The sequence below is a fragment of the Staphylococcus sp. HMSC035D11 genome (genome assembly GCF_001836075.1).
GTDB lineage: Bacteria > Bacillota > Bacilli > Staphylococcales > Staphylococcaceae > Staphylococcus > Staphylococcus hominis.
Genome location: NZ_KV827209.1, coordinates 1 through 14,600 on the forward strand (window position 1 = coordinate 1; position 14,600 = coordinate 14,600).

18 protein-coding genes and 1 riboswitch are annotated in these 14,600 nt (G+C 32.6%); of the genes, 1 reads left to right on the forward strand and 17 read right to left on the reverse strand.

What is annotated here, in order from left to right; genetic code table 11:
• Window positions 1–48: 48 nt before the first annotated feature.
• From yidC to HMPREF2647_RS00435, 7 genes are all read right to left on the reverse strand, one after another.
• Complete coding sequence (gene yidC, locus HMPREF2647_RS00405; protein WP_019835616.1) at window positions 49–918, reverse strand: membrane protein insertase YidC; 870 nt, start codon at window positions 916–918, stop codon at window positions 49–51.
• A gap of 89 nt (window positions 919–1,007) precedes the next feature.
• On the reverse strand, window positions 1,008–1,646 hold the full coding sequence (thiE, locus tag HMPREF2647_RS00410; RefSeq protein WP_048787784.1) for a thiamine phosphate synthase: 639 nt from the start codon (window positions 1,644–1,646) through the stop codon (window positions 1,008–1,010).
• Window positions 1,647–1,648: 2 nt separating this feature from the next.
• The gene (thiM, locus tag HMPREF2647_RS00415; RefSeq protein ID WP_017175143.1) at window positions 1,649–2,437 is read right to left on the reverse strand and encodes a hydroxyethylthiazole kinase; all 789 of its coding nucleotides are present in this window, start codon (window positions 2,435–2,437) and stop codon (window positions 1,649–1,651) included.
• Window positions 2,430–3,251, reverse strand: coding sequence for a bifunctional hydroxymethylpyrimidine kinase/phosphomethylpyrimidine kinase (gene thiD, locus HMPREF2647_RS00420; protein WP_070859277.1), 822 nt, complete (start codon window positions 3,249–3,251; stop codon window positions 2,430–2,432). The genes thiM and thiD overlap by 8 nt, the downstream gene beginning before the upstream one ends.
• The gene (tenA, locus tag HMPREF2647_RS00425) at window positions 3,244–3,933 is read right to left on the reverse strand and encodes a thiaminase II (protein WP_019835613.1); all 690 of its coding nucleotides are present in this window, start codon (window positions 3,931–3,933) and stop codon (window positions 3,244–3,246) included. Before tenA ends, thiD begins: the two co-directional genes overlap by 8 nt.
• Window positions 3,934–4,009: 76 nt before the next feature.
• Window positions 4,010–4,112: riboswitch (TPP riboswitch) on the reverse strand.
• A 213-nt stretch (window positions 4,113–4,325) separates the two neighbouring features.
• Window positions 4,326–5,072: a transglycosylase family protein gene (locus HMPREF2647_RS00430; protein WP_017175140.1), complete on the reverse strand. Its 747-nt coding sequence runs from the start codon at window positions 5,070–5,072 to the stop codon at window positions 4,326–4,328.
• Window positions 5,073–5,475: 403 nt separating this feature from the next.
• Complete coding sequence (locus HMPREF2647_RS00435) at window positions 5,476–5,871, reverse strand: single-stranded DNA-binding protein (protein ID WP_017175139.1); 396 nt, start codon at window positions 5,869–5,871, stop codon at window positions 5,476–5,478.
• A gap of 193 nt (window positions 5,872–6,064) precedes the next feature.
• Between HMPREF2647_RS00435 and HMPREF2647_RS00440 the strand changes: the two genes are divergently transcribed.
• Complete coding sequence (locus tag HMPREF2647_RS00440; protein ID WP_017175138.1) at window positions 6,065–6,505, forward strand: YwpF-like family protein; 441 nt, start codon at window positions 6,065–6,067, stop codon at window positions 6,503–6,505.
• Window positions 6,506–6,554: 49 nt separating this feature from the next.
• Here the strand turns inward: HMPREF2647_RS00440 and fabZ are convergent, their stop codons facing one another.
• The 10 genes from fabZ to atpE all read right to left on the reverse strand — a co-directional run bounded on the left by fabZ (window position 6,555) and on the right by atpE (window position 14,586).
• Window positions 6,555–6,992 (reverse strand): 3-hydroxyacyl-ACP dehydratase FabZ, encoded by a 438-nt coding sequence (gene fabZ, locus HMPREF2647_RS00445; protein ID WP_002448673.1) that lies wholly within the window; start codon window positions 6,990–6,992, stop codon window positions 6,555–6,557.
• Window positions 6,993–7,019: 27 nt separating this feature from the next.
• Entirely contained in the window at window positions 7,020–8,285 is a 1,266-nt protein-coding gene (gene murA, locus HMPREF2647_RS00450; RefSeq protein ID WP_070859280.1) for a UDP-N-acetylglucosamine 1-carboxyvinyltransferase, read from the reverse strand.
• A gap of 106 nt (window positions 8,286–8,391) precedes the next feature.
• Window positions 8,392–8,622, reverse strand: coding sequence for a DUF1146 family protein (locus tag HMPREF2647_RS00455; protein WP_017175136.1), 231 nt, complete (start codon window positions 8,620–8,622; stop codon window positions 8,392–8,394).
• Window positions 8,623–8,935: 313 nt separating this feature from the next.
• Complete coding sequence (locus tag HMPREF2647_RS00460) at window positions 8,936–9,337, reverse strand: F0F1 ATP synthase subunit epsilon (RefSeq protein WP_002448708.1); 402 nt, start codon at window positions 9,335–9,337, stop codon at window positions 8,936–8,938.
• 21 nt (window positions 9,338–9,358) lie between these two features.
• A complete protein-coding gene (atpD, locus tag HMPREF2647_RS00465; protein ID WP_070859283.1) occupies window positions 9,359–10,771 on the reverse strand; it encodes a F0F1 ATP synthase subunit beta in 1,413 nt (470 codons plus the stop codon).
• Window positions 10,772–10,792: 21 nt separating this feature from the next.
• Entirely contained in the window at window positions 10,793–11,659 is an 867-nt protein-coding gene (atpG, locus tag HMPREF2647_RS00470; protein ID WP_048681801.1) for an ATP synthase F1 subunit gamma, read from the reverse strand.
• 31 nt (window positions 11,660–11,690) lie between these two features.
• Window positions 11,691–13,199 carry a F0F1 ATP synthase subunit alpha gene (gene atpA, locus HMPREF2647_RS00475; RefSeq protein WP_070859286.1) on the reverse strand — a complete coding sequence of 503 codons (1,509 nt, stop codon included), beginning with the start codon at window positions 13,197–13,199 and terminating at the stop codon, window positions 11,691–11,693.
• A gap of 18 nt (window positions 13,200–13,217) precedes the next feature.
• Window positions 13,218–13,757 carry a F0F1 ATP synthase subunit delta gene (locus HMPREF2647_RS00480; protein ID WP_017175132.1) on the reverse strand — a complete coding sequence of 180 codons (540 nt, stop codon included), beginning with the start codon at window positions 13,755–13,757 and terminating at the stop codon, window positions 13,218–13,220.
• Window positions 13,757–14,287, reverse strand: a complete 531-nt coding sequence (locus tag HMPREF2647_RS00485; protein ID WP_017175131.1) for a F0F1 ATP synthase subunit B — start codon at window positions 14,285–14,287, stop codon at window positions 13,757–13,759. Before HMPREF2647_RS00485 ends, HMPREF2647_RS00480 begins: the two co-directional genes overlap by 1 nt.
• An 86-nt stretch (window positions 14,288–14,373) precedes the next feature.
• Complete coding sequence (gene atpE / locus HMPREF2647_RS00490; protein ID WP_002448651.1) at window positions 14,374–14,586, reverse strand: F0F1 ATP synthase subunit C; 213 nt, start codon at window positions 14,584–14,586, stop codon at window positions 14,374–14,376.
• Between the last annotated feature and the right edge of the window lie 14 nt (window positions 14,587–14,600).

Genomic DNA, 14,600 nt, shown 5'->3' on the forward strand with positions numbered 1-14,600 from the left:
TACAGATACTTTATGTCCCAGCCTCTTTTTTATCGTATTATACTTATATTATTTTTTCTTCTTATTATTTTTAGAAACGACTTGCGTATTTTTACCTTTTTTATTTGAATTATTTTCTTTATGTGCCTCAACCATAGGTCCAATTTCTTGTTTTGCAACTTTTTCATAATGTTTATTTGCAAAGAATGTTTGAATAATTAAGAATGCCGCACTGACAGACCAATATAAACCTAGTGCCGAAGCTGAACTTAATGAAATCCAAATAATCATAATAGGTGAAACGATCATCATCATATAAGTCATTTGACGTTGTTCTTCAGGCATTTGTTTACTTGACACCCATGCTTGGATAAAGTATAACACACCGGCAATAATAGTAATCCAAATATCAGGATGTACTAAATTAAGCCATAAGAAATGTGGATGTTCTGTAATACCGCCACCAATACGATAACGCAATACGAAATATAATCCCATAACGATAGGCATTTGAATTAAAACAGGTAAACAACCTAAAGCACTCTTCATAGGATTGATGTCATATTTTTTATAAACTTCCATCATTTCCTGATTAGCTGCCATTTTTTCTTCTTGAGTACGTGCACGTTTCACTTTTTCTTGTACACCTTCTACTTCAGGTTTAGCAATTTTCATTTTTTCACGCATCATATGGCTATTTTTATAGTTTGATAGCATGAAAGGCAATAAGATAATACGAATAACTAATACTAAAACGATGATTGCAATACCATAATCATCATGAAAAACAGAATGGCCTAACCAATGTAAAATTTTAGCCATTGGTTCAACGAATGTATTGTAGAAAAATCCATTTCTATTACTAGATTTGGAATAGTCACATCCAGCTAAAAAGACCATTACCCCTAATAACAAAGGTAGTAGCGCTTTCTTCTTCATTTTTACACCTCTATTGATATATTCACATAGAAATAATTTTATCATAGATAGGGTGTACTAGAAAACAAAAACTGAAAAAAAAGAGATATTTATTTGAAATAGTGCTTTAATTTATTAACAGTCTTGTCAATATTTTGACTATGTGTAATGACCGAAATAACTGACACACCATCAGCGCCTTCTTTAGCTATAGGCTCACAATTATCTTCAGTAATACCACCTATAGCAACCATAGGTAAGCTTGGATTAATATTTTTTAATGTTGCAATCATTTCAGGGCCTACAGGGGCACTTGCATCAGATTTTGAAGATGTCTCATACATTGGACCTACACCTATATAATCTACGTGTTCTAAATCTGATTGTTGATATTCCTTTACGTTTCCTACACTTAATCCTATAATTTTATTTTTAAAACGATTAGCAAAAGAAGCAATTATTTCGTCATCTTGACCTACATGTATACCATCTGCATCAATCTTTTCAGCTAAATCCACATCATCATTAATGAGAAAAGGTACTTTATACTCATGGCAAAGTGTTTTCAATTCCTTAGCTAAGGCTTCTTTTTCATCCCCTACTAAAGCATTTGGTCCTTTTTCACGAAATTGAAATAAAGTAATTCCTGATTCTAATGCTGCTTTTAAAACATCTTTAATGTTTTGATCACCGATGATGTCTTGTGTTCCACATATAAAATAAACTTGTAAACTTTTTGAATCAAACATATTTAAACCTCTTCACGTTTTACAAATTGTTTATAAGTATCATAGTTAAGTTGATACATTTCATCAAGTAATTGAGATAAGAATGTTCCAGGTCCATTAACCTTTTCACTTTTTTCAGCAATCTCTGCGGCGATATTATAATAACTTACTGATTCTTCTAATACTTGTAATGATGGATGTGTATTTCTAAATAAAAATCCAGCAACTAAACCGCCTAATAAACAACCAGCGCCTGTGATTTTTGCCAGTAATGGAGAACCATTTGATAGTTTGACAATTTGATTATCTTGAATAATAACATCTTCTCTACCTGTAATAACAATTGCTGTTTGATATTTTTCATAAGCTTTTTTAGCAATTGTCACTACATCTAAGTCTGTTTCCCCATCAGTGCCTTTCATTGTAGTATTTGAATCTACTAAAGTAAGAATTTCAGATGCATTTCCTTTAATCACAGAAACATTTATTTCAGAAAGAAAAGTTTCACAGAATTGTTTACGATATGTTGATGCGCCTACAGCAACTGGATCAAATACAATGGGTGTACCTTGTTGATTAGCAATTTTTCCAATTTCTAAAATATCTTTTTCATTTGCTTTAGTTAATGTTCCAATATTTATAAGCAGTGCCCCTGCTACTTTATAGAACTCTTCTGCTTCTTCTGGAGCTTCACTCATTGCTGGACTTGCACCAATACTCAAGAGTCCATTCGCAGTGAAATTTTTAACCACATCATTGGTATAACAGACTACTAGTGGATTCTCTTGTCTTATCTTTTCTAAACTATTCATCGTCTAAACCTACTTTCTTCATATAAGCAAAATGGTTTACCGGGCCGCGTCCTTGACCGATTTCAGGTGTATGTTCAATACTTAATGAAATAAATTTTTTAGCTTTTTTTACAGCTTCATAAATTGTTTTACCTTTAGCTAGTTCGGCTGTGATAACAGCTGAAAATGTGCAACCTGTACCATGAGTATGTTGCGTATTAAATCGCTTCTCTTCAAAAGTATAGACATCATCTTTAGTAAATAAAAAGTCTTTAGCATTATTTAAATCAGCAGAATGACCGCCTTTAATTACTACACCTTTACTTCCTATTTCATTTATAAATATATGACCTGCTTTACGAATATTATCTTCAGTATCAATTTTCAAGCCAGTAATTTCTTCAGCTTCTGGAATGTTAGGAGTAACGACATCCGCTAATGGTAAGAGCGTTTTCTGAAGATGTTTTTTTGTTTCATCATCCATTAAGGAATCACCACTTTTTGCTAGCATAACTGGATCGATAACATAGGGAATATTGCTATGATTTTTTAAATACGTTTGAATCAGTTCCATCGTTTCATGTGTAGCAATCATTCCAGTCTTAATTGCGTGAGGTAATTCATCATCAAATACGCTATCTAATTGTTCTTTAACCCAACTAGTTTCTAGATTATGGATATGTTGAACTCCTTTAGTATTTTGAGCCACAATACTTGTAATAGCAGCCATTCCATATACGCCACAAGCATGGAATGATTTTAAATCTGCCATAACTCCTGCGCCACCAGAAGGGTCAGTACCAGCAATTGTTAACGCAATCTTAGGTTTATTCATGATTTGCTCCTCCAAAATCCCATTCTTCATCAATGTATGCCATATTAAAGAAGTGACGTTCATGTACAGTACTTTGTAAAAATGCTTCTTTAATTTCTCTTTTTTCCTGTTCGGTACAATGTTCTGTAAGTTCATTTAACAAACGGTCAAATACTTCAATTAAAGGTGCCATTTCAGTGCTATAAAAATCAAACCACTTAGCAGTAAGTGCATCTCTATTAAGATTTGAATCTTCTAATCCCCATTTAGCAACCACTTCATATACGTAAGGACATGGTGCCATTGCAGCTATAGTGTATGCAGCATTTTCGTGTGTATAAGCATGATAATACATATGTTTAATGTAATGATCTCCACTAGGTGGCCACACTTTTTCTTTTACAATTTCTTCATAAGGTTCATTAATATAGTCCGCTAAAATTTCATGGGCTTCTACTTCGCCGTCTAACATAAATTCAATTTGCTCTACTAAGAATTTCACTTCTTTCATAGTAGGTGCTTTAGGAATAAGTAAAGCATATAAATTAGTAAATTCTTTTAAATAAGAAGCATCAGCACGTAAGTATTGGCGTACTGCTTGTTTTGATAATTTTCCCTTTAATAAATCTTGAATAAAACCATCATTATAAATCTCTTCAATAATTGGCTTTGACGCTTGCTTTAATTCATCTGAAAAACTCATTAACTATTCCTCCTTAAATAAAAAAACTACATTTCAACGTAGAAATGTAGTCAATATTCAAAAAAATAGAATGAATGAATATGTATTACTACTTTCCTACGTTGGCATTAACCAAATCAGGTTATAAGGGTCTGAATGCTTCATCTCAGCCATGTTCCATGGCTCCCCTAGTAGTCTTTAGTTTAATTTAACCATAACAAAACCATTGTTATAATTCAAATAAAAAAGATTATTCATTGAAATAAGTTTAATTCATACAACTATTATTATAAATATAATAAATAAAGAATAGTACAGAAATCTTTCTAAATTCAGTCATTACTATCAATATATATAAAAATGCCTAAGACAACTCATATTGTCTCAGGCACTAGTAAATTATTTATTAAGTTTTACGCTGTAACCCATTGAGATGGACCTGCAGTATTATAAAGTTTTACTGCCGCAGCATCTTGAACACTTTCAGGTGCTTGTGCTGGTGATACACCTTTATATTGTGCTGGTGCTACTGAATCCCAAGTAGATTGTAAGAATTGATATTTACCTGCTGCACCAGAAGAAGGGTTGATGGCATGAATATCTCCACCTGATTCGCGTTGAGCGATTTGTTGTAAATGACTATTTACATTTACAGATGAACCACTTGTTGATTGTTTAGGTTGATTTGTAGTTGCATTAGCAGGTGCTTGTTGTGTTTGAGTTGCTTGTTTAGTTTGTGTTGTTTTTGGTGCTTGTTGTGTTTGAGCTTCATTTGCATAGTGTTGACTTACATTTGAAGTTGAAGCTGATTGATTTATATGATTATAATTATTATTTTGGAAAGATACATTTTGTGCTGATTGAGTTGAAGCTACATTTTGATTAGCACTATTTACAGTTGAACCGTTTGATGGATAATATTCCCATTTAAAATATGTTCCATCTGACCAAAAATGATAAGTTTTACCATTTAAATTAAATTGGTAATTATAAGCTCCTTCTTGAATAGGATGTTGATTTAATGATTGATCGTTAGATTCCGCTAATTGAGCTAATTTTTCTTTATTAATTTGATTTTCACTTGCATCAGCATGACTTACGTTTCCTGCTACTAATCCTAAGCCTACTGCTAATGAAGATGCAATAATTGTCTTTTTCATAATAGTATAATCCTCCTAAGTCATTTGTTTTCTTAAATATTTTACGGATACTACTCTAACATCTAAAAAAGCTTAGCAGGTTACAGTGAAATAAAAAAAATATACTTATTTTACATTAAAATTACATAGATTTGTAAATAATTTTTCTTATATATATACTATAAACACTTTAATGGCAGTGTTTATTAGATATATAATAAAAGAACCAACTGTAATTACTTTGTAATATTTCAGAAAAATACACTGTCTTTTTTATCATTCAATGAATGAGTTGTATCTAATGTCTTATACATAGTTAAAGAGGTCGGAATATTTATACCGACCTCTTGAGTATATTTGAGTATAATTGAAAGACTTATTTTATATTAATTGGAAAGGTTTGGAGTATTAAAAATAGAGAGTTTTATTTTATATTCATTAATTCGAGATTATCAAATGGATAAGTGTCTGTATTTAGTGAGCTATCTGAGAGTTTTTCATTATTTAATTTAGGGGACATAAATTTAATTGTTTCAACATATAATTCTGTGACAAAGTGAGTTTGTTTTTCCTTTTCATATTTACGAGAACGCATTTGGCCAGTAATACCTACTAAAGATCCTTGAGAAGTATATTTTTCAATGTTGCTAGCCATCTTACCAAATGCTTTACAAAATATATAATCACACGCTATTTCATCATTTTCATCTTTATAATTGCGTTCAGTAGCCACACTAAACGTTGCGATTTTCACCTCCTCATTATCATAAATTTTTGCATCTTTAGTCATACGACCAACGATTACTATCTTATTTAACATGTGTCACCTCCTTATATCTTTATATTAAATAGAATTGAATATAACGTCAAAAAGCTATTTTTTTAGATTTCTTCCCTTTTTAGTATTAATATCTGATATATTTAAGAAAAATATTAAGATATGAGACGACTTATTTAACAAAAAAACAATAATCATATAATTTAAAAATGTTTAAGAGTATGGGAGACATGTTATGAAGACTTTTAAAGCAGTTCGATTCCAAATAGTAAGCGATGATAACAGGATTTCAGAATTTGAACTTTATGATGGTGTTATTATAAATAAAGAAAATAGTGGTACAGGTTGGCTCCTAGAAATTGTAATTTCAGATACACATTATGATATCATGCAAAAATTTTATGAATCACAAACAGTATTAGATATCAGAGTAGTGATTACTAGACCTTCTAACGATCCAGCATTGTTTGATGCAACAATAAAACATATCTCTCTATTTGAAAGGAAAATATCAATTATTTTCGAGTGTCATATTTATACACACCGTCAGGTATACGCAGAAACACTATTAGAACAACTTATTGATGAAGGATTATCTGGAGAAGAATTAAAAATTACATTTAACAGAATGATGCAATCTAAACCGAAATTAAAAGAAGAAAAATTTGAAAGATAAAAATAGAGTAGTAACGAAATGAATGATTTCGCTACTACTCTTATTTTAATTACGCATCTTGAATAGCAAAAGTAAGTTCACAACTACAAGCAAGTTGTCCATCAACAGTAGCTTTTGCTGTACCTTTTCCAATAGGACCTTTAATTTTTGTAATTTCAACTTCTAACATTAAAGTATCACCAGGTGTCACTTGTTTTTTAAATCTACATTTATCAATCCCAGCAAATAATGCAATTTTACCTTTATTTTCTTCACTATTTAACATAGCTACCGCTCCAGTTTGTGCCAAAGCTTCTGTAATGAGAACGCCAGGCATAACTGCATAATCAGGAAAATGTCCTTGGAAAAACGGTTCGTTTCCTGAAACTTGTTTTAAACCTACACAACGCTTTCCTTCTTCATATTCAACAATACGATCAATAAGTAAAAAAGGTTGTCTATGAGGAATGATTTTTTTTATTTCATTATAATCAAAAATTGTTTCCATAACTATTACCTCAAATCTATTTAAAAATTAGTCATCGACTCTTTTGATATCTGCACCAAGTGATTTTAACTTCTCATGGAAATTAACATAACCACGATCTAAGTGTTTAAGTTCTGTCACTTGAGTTGTACCTTCTGCCACTAAACCAGCCAAAATAAGAGCTGCGGCTGCTCTTAAATCCGTAGCTTTTACTTGAGCACCTTGTAGTTGACTTTTACCTTCTATTTTAGCACTTCTACCTTCTACATTAATATTAGCATTCATTCTTCTAAATTCTGCAACATGCATAAATCTATTTTCAAATACTGTTTCAGTTACCACTTTATGGCCTTCAGCTGTTAATAATAATGCCATCATTTGTGATTGCATATCTGTAGGGAAACCTGGATGAGGCAGTGTTTTAATATCTACAGGTTGAAGTTCACCATTTGTAGTAACATGTACACCTTCCTCATTAAAATCGAGGTTAACTCCCATTTCTTCTAATTTATAAATTAAACTTGTCATATGTTCTTTAACAGCACCTTTTACAAAAACATCTCCTCTTGTAATTGCTGCTGCGATAATAAGTGTACCTGCTTCAATACGATCAGGTATAATTGCATGTTCAACGCCCGTTAATTTTTCAACACCATGGATAGTAATGGTATCTGTACCAGCACCAACAACGTTACCACCCATTTCATTGATATAATTAGCTAAATCTACAATTTCAGGTTCTTTAGCTACATTTTCGATAACTGTTTTTCCTTGTGCTAAAGAAGCACCCATTATAATATTTTGAGTTGCACCTACACTTGGAAAATCTAGATGAATATTTGCACCTTTCAATCCCTCTTTAGTGCTTGCGTATATATTTCCGTTTTCTAAATGAATTTCTGCACCTAAGGCTTCAAAACCTTTGATATGTTGTTCAATTGGACGAGCACCAATTGCACAGCCACCTGGTAATGCAACGATTGCATGACCTAAACGTGCTAATAAAGGTCCCATTACTAACACACTTGCTCTCATTTTACTCACATATTCATAAGGCGCTTCTTCATTTAGTGTAGCAGAAGCATCAACTGTAACTGATCCGTTTTCTTTATCATAATCCACTTTAGCATTTAAAGTAGATAAAACATTATTGATAGTAACAACATCACTTAAATCTGGCACATTGGTTAATTTACTTTGTCCTTCAGACGCTAATAACGATGCTGTAAGGACAGGTAATACAGCATTTTTAGCTCCTTCTACTTGAACTTCACCAGTAAGGTGATTGCCTCCATTTATAATTATCTTATCCATATTAATCCTCCACATTAAACTCCTATTTCTTATAACATTTCCCATTTTGAATTACTTATTTAATTAGTATATCTACATTTTTAGTTAATTAGTAGAAATTCATTTTTTAAAATAAATATTTAATTTGTGTAGAATACTGTAATAAATCCACGATAAAGTTACTTACTGCAGTACCCATTAAAATTGCTAAGAAAATCATACACACTTGCAGTTGTGTTGAATATCCTTTTTTAAAAAATTGATCTAATCTGAGAGAATGTAATGCCCAGTACGCAATACATATACATATTACATGTAAAAATAGATGTATTATTGCAAATTGCCCAACATATTCCATTCTTTTCTCTCCTTAAAGATTTCTGTAATATATTGTACATTAAAAAAGTTAATAATGATACATAAGAACGTTACGATATTTAATAAAAGTAACTAAAATAAAAATTTAAAGTTATTATCATTCTAAGTTCTTTTATTTACAATAAAAAAAGAGCTTGAAACACCATTAAATGTCTCAAACTCTTTTAATATATTAAGAATAATTAACTAAACCAATAATATTTTAATATCTGTTACTTTTTCATTAACCATTCTCACTAAATTGAAATAATATATTCATCATAAATATTATCCCACATCATTTAATTTAATCATTATTTTAATTCAGCTACACGCAGACGGTTTTCCGCTCTAGCTAATGCGCGTTTAGCTCGGTTAATGTCACTGTTATCCTCTTCATCTAAATGAGACTGAGCTCTTTGACGAGCCAACTTAGCTCTTTCTACATCAATCTCACTAGCTGTTTCAGCTGTTTGAACAATGACAGATACTTTATGTTGTCTAATTTCAACAAAGCCACCACTAACAGCTATATACTCAGTACCATTCTTAAACTTAACTTTAATATGGCCTATCTTTAATGCGGCAACTGTCGGAATATGTCCACTCATGATACCTATTTCGCCCGCAGTAGTTTGAAATACAACGAGTTCAACATCATCTTTTTCGTAGACTGAACCATTAGGAGTGACAATATCAAGATTTACTGTGTTCATTATCTTTACCTCCTAATTAGTTTAAACTTCAACACCCATATCTTTAGCTTTAGCAATAACATCATCCATACTTCCAACTAAACGGAACGCATCCTCAGGAATATGATCATATTTACCATTTAAGATATCTTTAAAGTCCGCTACAGTTGTTTTAACTGGAACATAAGAACCTTTTTGACCAGTAAATTGTTCAGCCACATGGAAGTTTTGTGATAAGAAGAATTGAATTCTACGCGCACGTTCTACTGTTAATTTATCTTCTTCAGATAATTCATCCATACCTAAAATTGCAATGATATCTTGTAATTCTCTGTATTTTTGTAATGTAGATTGAACTTCACGTGCAACTTCATAATGTTCTTGTCCAACAATAGATGGTTCTAAAGCTCTAGAAGTTGAAGCTAATGGGTCTACCGCAGGATAAATACCCATTTCAGTTAATTTACGTTCTAAGTTTGTTGTTGCATCTAAATGCGCGAACGCAGTTGCTGGTGCTGGGTCAGTATAGTCATCGGCAGGAACGAATACTGCTTGAATTGAAGTGACTGAACCTTTATTAGTAGATGTAATACGTTCTTGTAATTGACCCATTTCAGTTGCTAATGTTGGTTGATAACCTACAGCTGAAGGCATACGTCCTAATAATGCTGAAACTTCAGAACCAGCTTGAGTAAAGCGGAAAATATTGTCAATGAATAAAAGTACATCTTGACCTTGTTCATCACGGAAATATTCAGCCATTGTCAATGCAGATAAAGCAACACGCATACGCGCACCTGGTGGCTCATTCATTTGTCCAAATACCATGGCAGTTTTATTGATAACGCCACTATCGCTCATTTCATAGTATAAGTCGTTACCTTCACGAGTACGTTCACCTACACCAGCGAATACAGAAATACCACCATGTTCTTGAGCGATATTATTGATTAACTCTTGAATTAATACAGTTTTACCTACGCCGGCACCACCGAATAAACCAATCTTACCACCTTTAATATAAGGTGCTAATAAGTCTACAACTTTAATACCTGTTTCAAGAATTTCTACTTCAGTAGATAATTCATCAAAATTAGGTTGACGACGATGAATTGGATCACGTCTAACAGAACTATCTAATTTTTCATTTAAATCTATTGTTTCTCCTAAAACGTTAAACACACGTCCAAGTGTTTCTTCACCCACAGGAACACTAATATCTTTACCAGTATTCACAACTTGCATACCACGTTGAACACCATCAGTTGAATCCATTGCAATAGTACGAACAACATCATCACCTAATTGCAATGCAACTTCTAATGTTAATTTGAATGTGCCATCATCTTTGGGCACTTCAATAATTAGGGCATTATTAATTTCAGGGACTTCATTATGTTCGAATCGAACATCAATTACAGGACCCATAACCTGAGTTACACGGCCATTACCCATGTTGTTTCCTCCTTTAAAATATTATTCAAGTGCGGCAGAACCACTAACAATTTCTGTAATTTGTTGAGTGATTTCAGCTTGTCTCGCTCTATTATATTGTAATGATAAGTCATCAATAAGTTCAGTTGCATTATCAGATGCATTTTTCATTGCAGTCATACGTGCTGCATGTTCACTAGCCTTAGCATCAAGAATCGTTCCATAGATTAAACTTTCAACATATTGTGGAAGAATAACTCTTAAGATTGAGTCTTTATCTGGTTCAAATTCATATGACGACATTTGACCTTGGCCTTGACTAGAATCATCTTGAGATAATGGTAGAACTTGTCTAACAGAAGGTTTATTTTCAAGAACACTAACATAGTGGCTATAATAAATCTTAAGTTCATCAATATGTTCTTCACTGAATAAGTCAATCGCATGCTTAGCGATAGCTTGTATTGATTTAAATGAAGGTTGATCAGGTACATCAACAAGTGAACTTTCAACTTCATAACCTCTATTTTTAAGGAAATCAACACCGGATTGACCTAAAACAATAATGCTATATTCATCACTGTTTGTATGTTTTTCTTTAATGTCATTGATTAGTCGTTTAAGCACATTCGAACTATAAGCACCCGCTAATCCTTTGTCACTTGTAATAACCAAGTAACCACTACGTTGAATATGTCTTGGTCTTAACATTGGATGATTTGAATTTTTACTTGCGCCTGCAATAGCAGTTATCGCATCTTGCATTTTTTCCATATAGGGTTCGAACTGCTTAGTATTTTTTTCAGCTCGACGTAATTTAGAACTTGAAACCATGTTCATCGCTTTGGTAATCTGTTTCATTTTTTTCGTCGATTTAATACGACTATCTATCTCTTTAAGAGAAGCCATTATCTCACCACCTTTTTGATTTAAAGTTTAGTTATTCAGATTTGCTAAAACTTTTCTTAAATTCACTAATAGCTGATTCAAATTTAGCATCATCTGGAAGGTTACCAGTTTCTCTGATTTCACCTAATAATTCTGAAGCATTTGATTTAGACCAACTATTTAATTCATCTTCAAAACGTGTAATGTCTTCTACAGGGATATCATCTAAATAACCTTTTGTTAAGGCATAAATAATTAACACTTGATTTTCAACAGGAAGTGGTTTGTTTTGATCTTGTTTTAAAACTTCAACTGTACGTTTACCACGTTCTAATTTTTTAGCAGTATATTCGTCTAAATCAGAACCAAATTGTGCAAATGATTCTAACTCACGATAAGATGCTAAATCTAAACGTAATGTACCAGCAACTTTTTTCATTGCTTTAATTTGTGCTGAACCACCAACACGTGATACAGACTGACCAGCATTAATCGCAGGTCGTACACCTGAGAAGAATAAATCAGATTGTAAGAAAATTTGTCCGTCAGTAATTGAAATTACGTTGGTTGGAACATATGCAGAGATATCGCCAGCTTGTGTTTCAATGATAGGTAAAGCTGTAATTGAACCGCCACCTAGTGCATCGTTTAATTTAGCTGCTCTTTCTAATAATCTACTGTGTAAGTAGAAGACGTCACCTGGATACGCTTCACGACCTGGAGGTCTGCGTAATAATAATGATAATTCACGATAAGCAGCTGCTTGTTTAGTTAAATCATCATATACGACAAGTACATTTTTTCCATTAAACATGAACTCTTCACCCATTGTTACTCCTGAATAAGGGGCGATGTATAATAATGGTGCTGGTTCCGCTGCTGATGCAGATACAACAATTGTGTAGTCTAAAGCACCAGCTTGACGTAATTTTTCAACGTTTGCACGTACTGTTGAATCTTTTTGACCAATAGCTACATAAATACAAATTGTATCTAAACCTTTTTGGTTTAAAATTGTATCAATACCAATCGTTGTTTTACCTGTTTGTCTATCACCAATGATTAACTCACGTTGTCCACGACCAATTGGTACTAATGCGTCAATCGCTTTAATACCAGTTTGTAATGGTTCATCAACTGATTTACGATCCATAACACCTGTTGCTTTTTGCTCAACAGGGCGTGTCTTAGTTGAATTGATAGGACCTTGTCCATCAATTGGTTGACCAAGTGGATTTACAACACGTCCGATAAGTTCTTCACCTACTGGCACTTCCATGATACGGCCAGTACGTTTAACTTCGTCGCCTTCTCTAATTTCACTATAAGGTCCTAAGATTACGACACCCACATTTGATTCTTCAAGGTTTTGTGCTAAACCAAGCACTCCATTTGAAAACTCTACAAGCTCACCAGCCATACAATCATTTAATCCGTGAATTAATGCAATACCATCACCAATTTGAAGGACGGTACCTACATCATCAACAGACATTTCTGACTCATAGTTTTCAATTTGTGAGCGAAGTAATGCACTGATTTCTTCAGCTTTGATGGCCATCTATGTCACTCCTCTTTTTTAATTAACTCTTTTAAATTTACGCTCTATTTGTTCTAAATCATTTTTTATACTGCCATCTAATACAGTAGTCCCAACTTTTGCTCTAAAACCGCCAATTAAGTTAGGATTTATTTTAGTTGTAATATGTACTTTAGACAATTTAGTTTTGTTAAGAATTACTCTTTCAATACGAGATAATTCTTCTTCATTCAATTGATATACAGATTCAACCAAAGCATCACCTTGATTATAATGATGGTCATACAAATGTTTAAATTCTTTAAAGATAGAATGGATAAGCGCTAAATGACGATTATTTGCTAAAATCATTAGCATATTTTTTAAGTAATAGTTCGCATCCCCAAATACAATACCTGCGAATTTACGTCGTTCAGAAGCAGGCTGATTAGGATTTGAATCAATTGCTTTTAAATCATCAATGTAATTTAAAGTTGCATGACTAACTTCTTGTAATTCTTCATACATTAAATCTAATCGATCTTTATCTATAGAGACATCAAATAAAGCTTTAGCATATTTTTTTGCTACATCTGCCATTATTTATCGCCTGCCTCTTTAAGATACTTATCAACGAGACCTTTTTGATCTTGTTCTGAAATTTCTTTTTGTAAAACTTTAGAAGCTATTAAAACAGATAACTCAGAAACTTGATTATTAATATCTGCAAGAGCGCGTTCTTTTTCACTGTTGATTTCACTTTGTGCTGTTTCAATCATACCGTTTGCACGTTCATGTGCATCTTTAATAATTTCTTCATGTTGTTTACGTGCTTGAATTCTTGCATCTTCAAGAATATGATGAACTTCATCTTGTGTTTCTTTAAGTGTCTTTTTATTTTCTTCTTCAAGTTTTTGTGCATTCAATTTTGCTTCTTCAGCTTCGTCAATATCTCTATTGATATCGCGTTCACGTTTATCCATTACTTCTTTTAATGGACCCCAAGCAAATTTTTTCAATAACGCTAATAGGATTATAAATGTAATAATTGTAACAATTGTTGTTCCCCATTCAACGCCACCTGTAGTTGCACCTAAAACAAATGAATTAGTTAATGCGTTCACTGGCATTTGACACTCCTTTCATTATTAATCATCACTTTGCCACTAAATAAAACGAATGGCGAAGATCAAAGAGACTTCGCCTCGAACATTTCTTATCTGAATAATGTCATGAATGAGATAACAACGCCGATGATTGGTAATGCTTCAACTAAACCAATACCAATGAACATAATACTCATTAATTGACCACGTGCTTCTGGTTGACGTGCTACACCTTCAACTGTTCTAGAAACAATAAGACCGTTACCGATACCAGCACCTAATGCTGATAAACCGATTGCAATTGCTGCTGCGATTAAACCCATATTAATAATTCCTC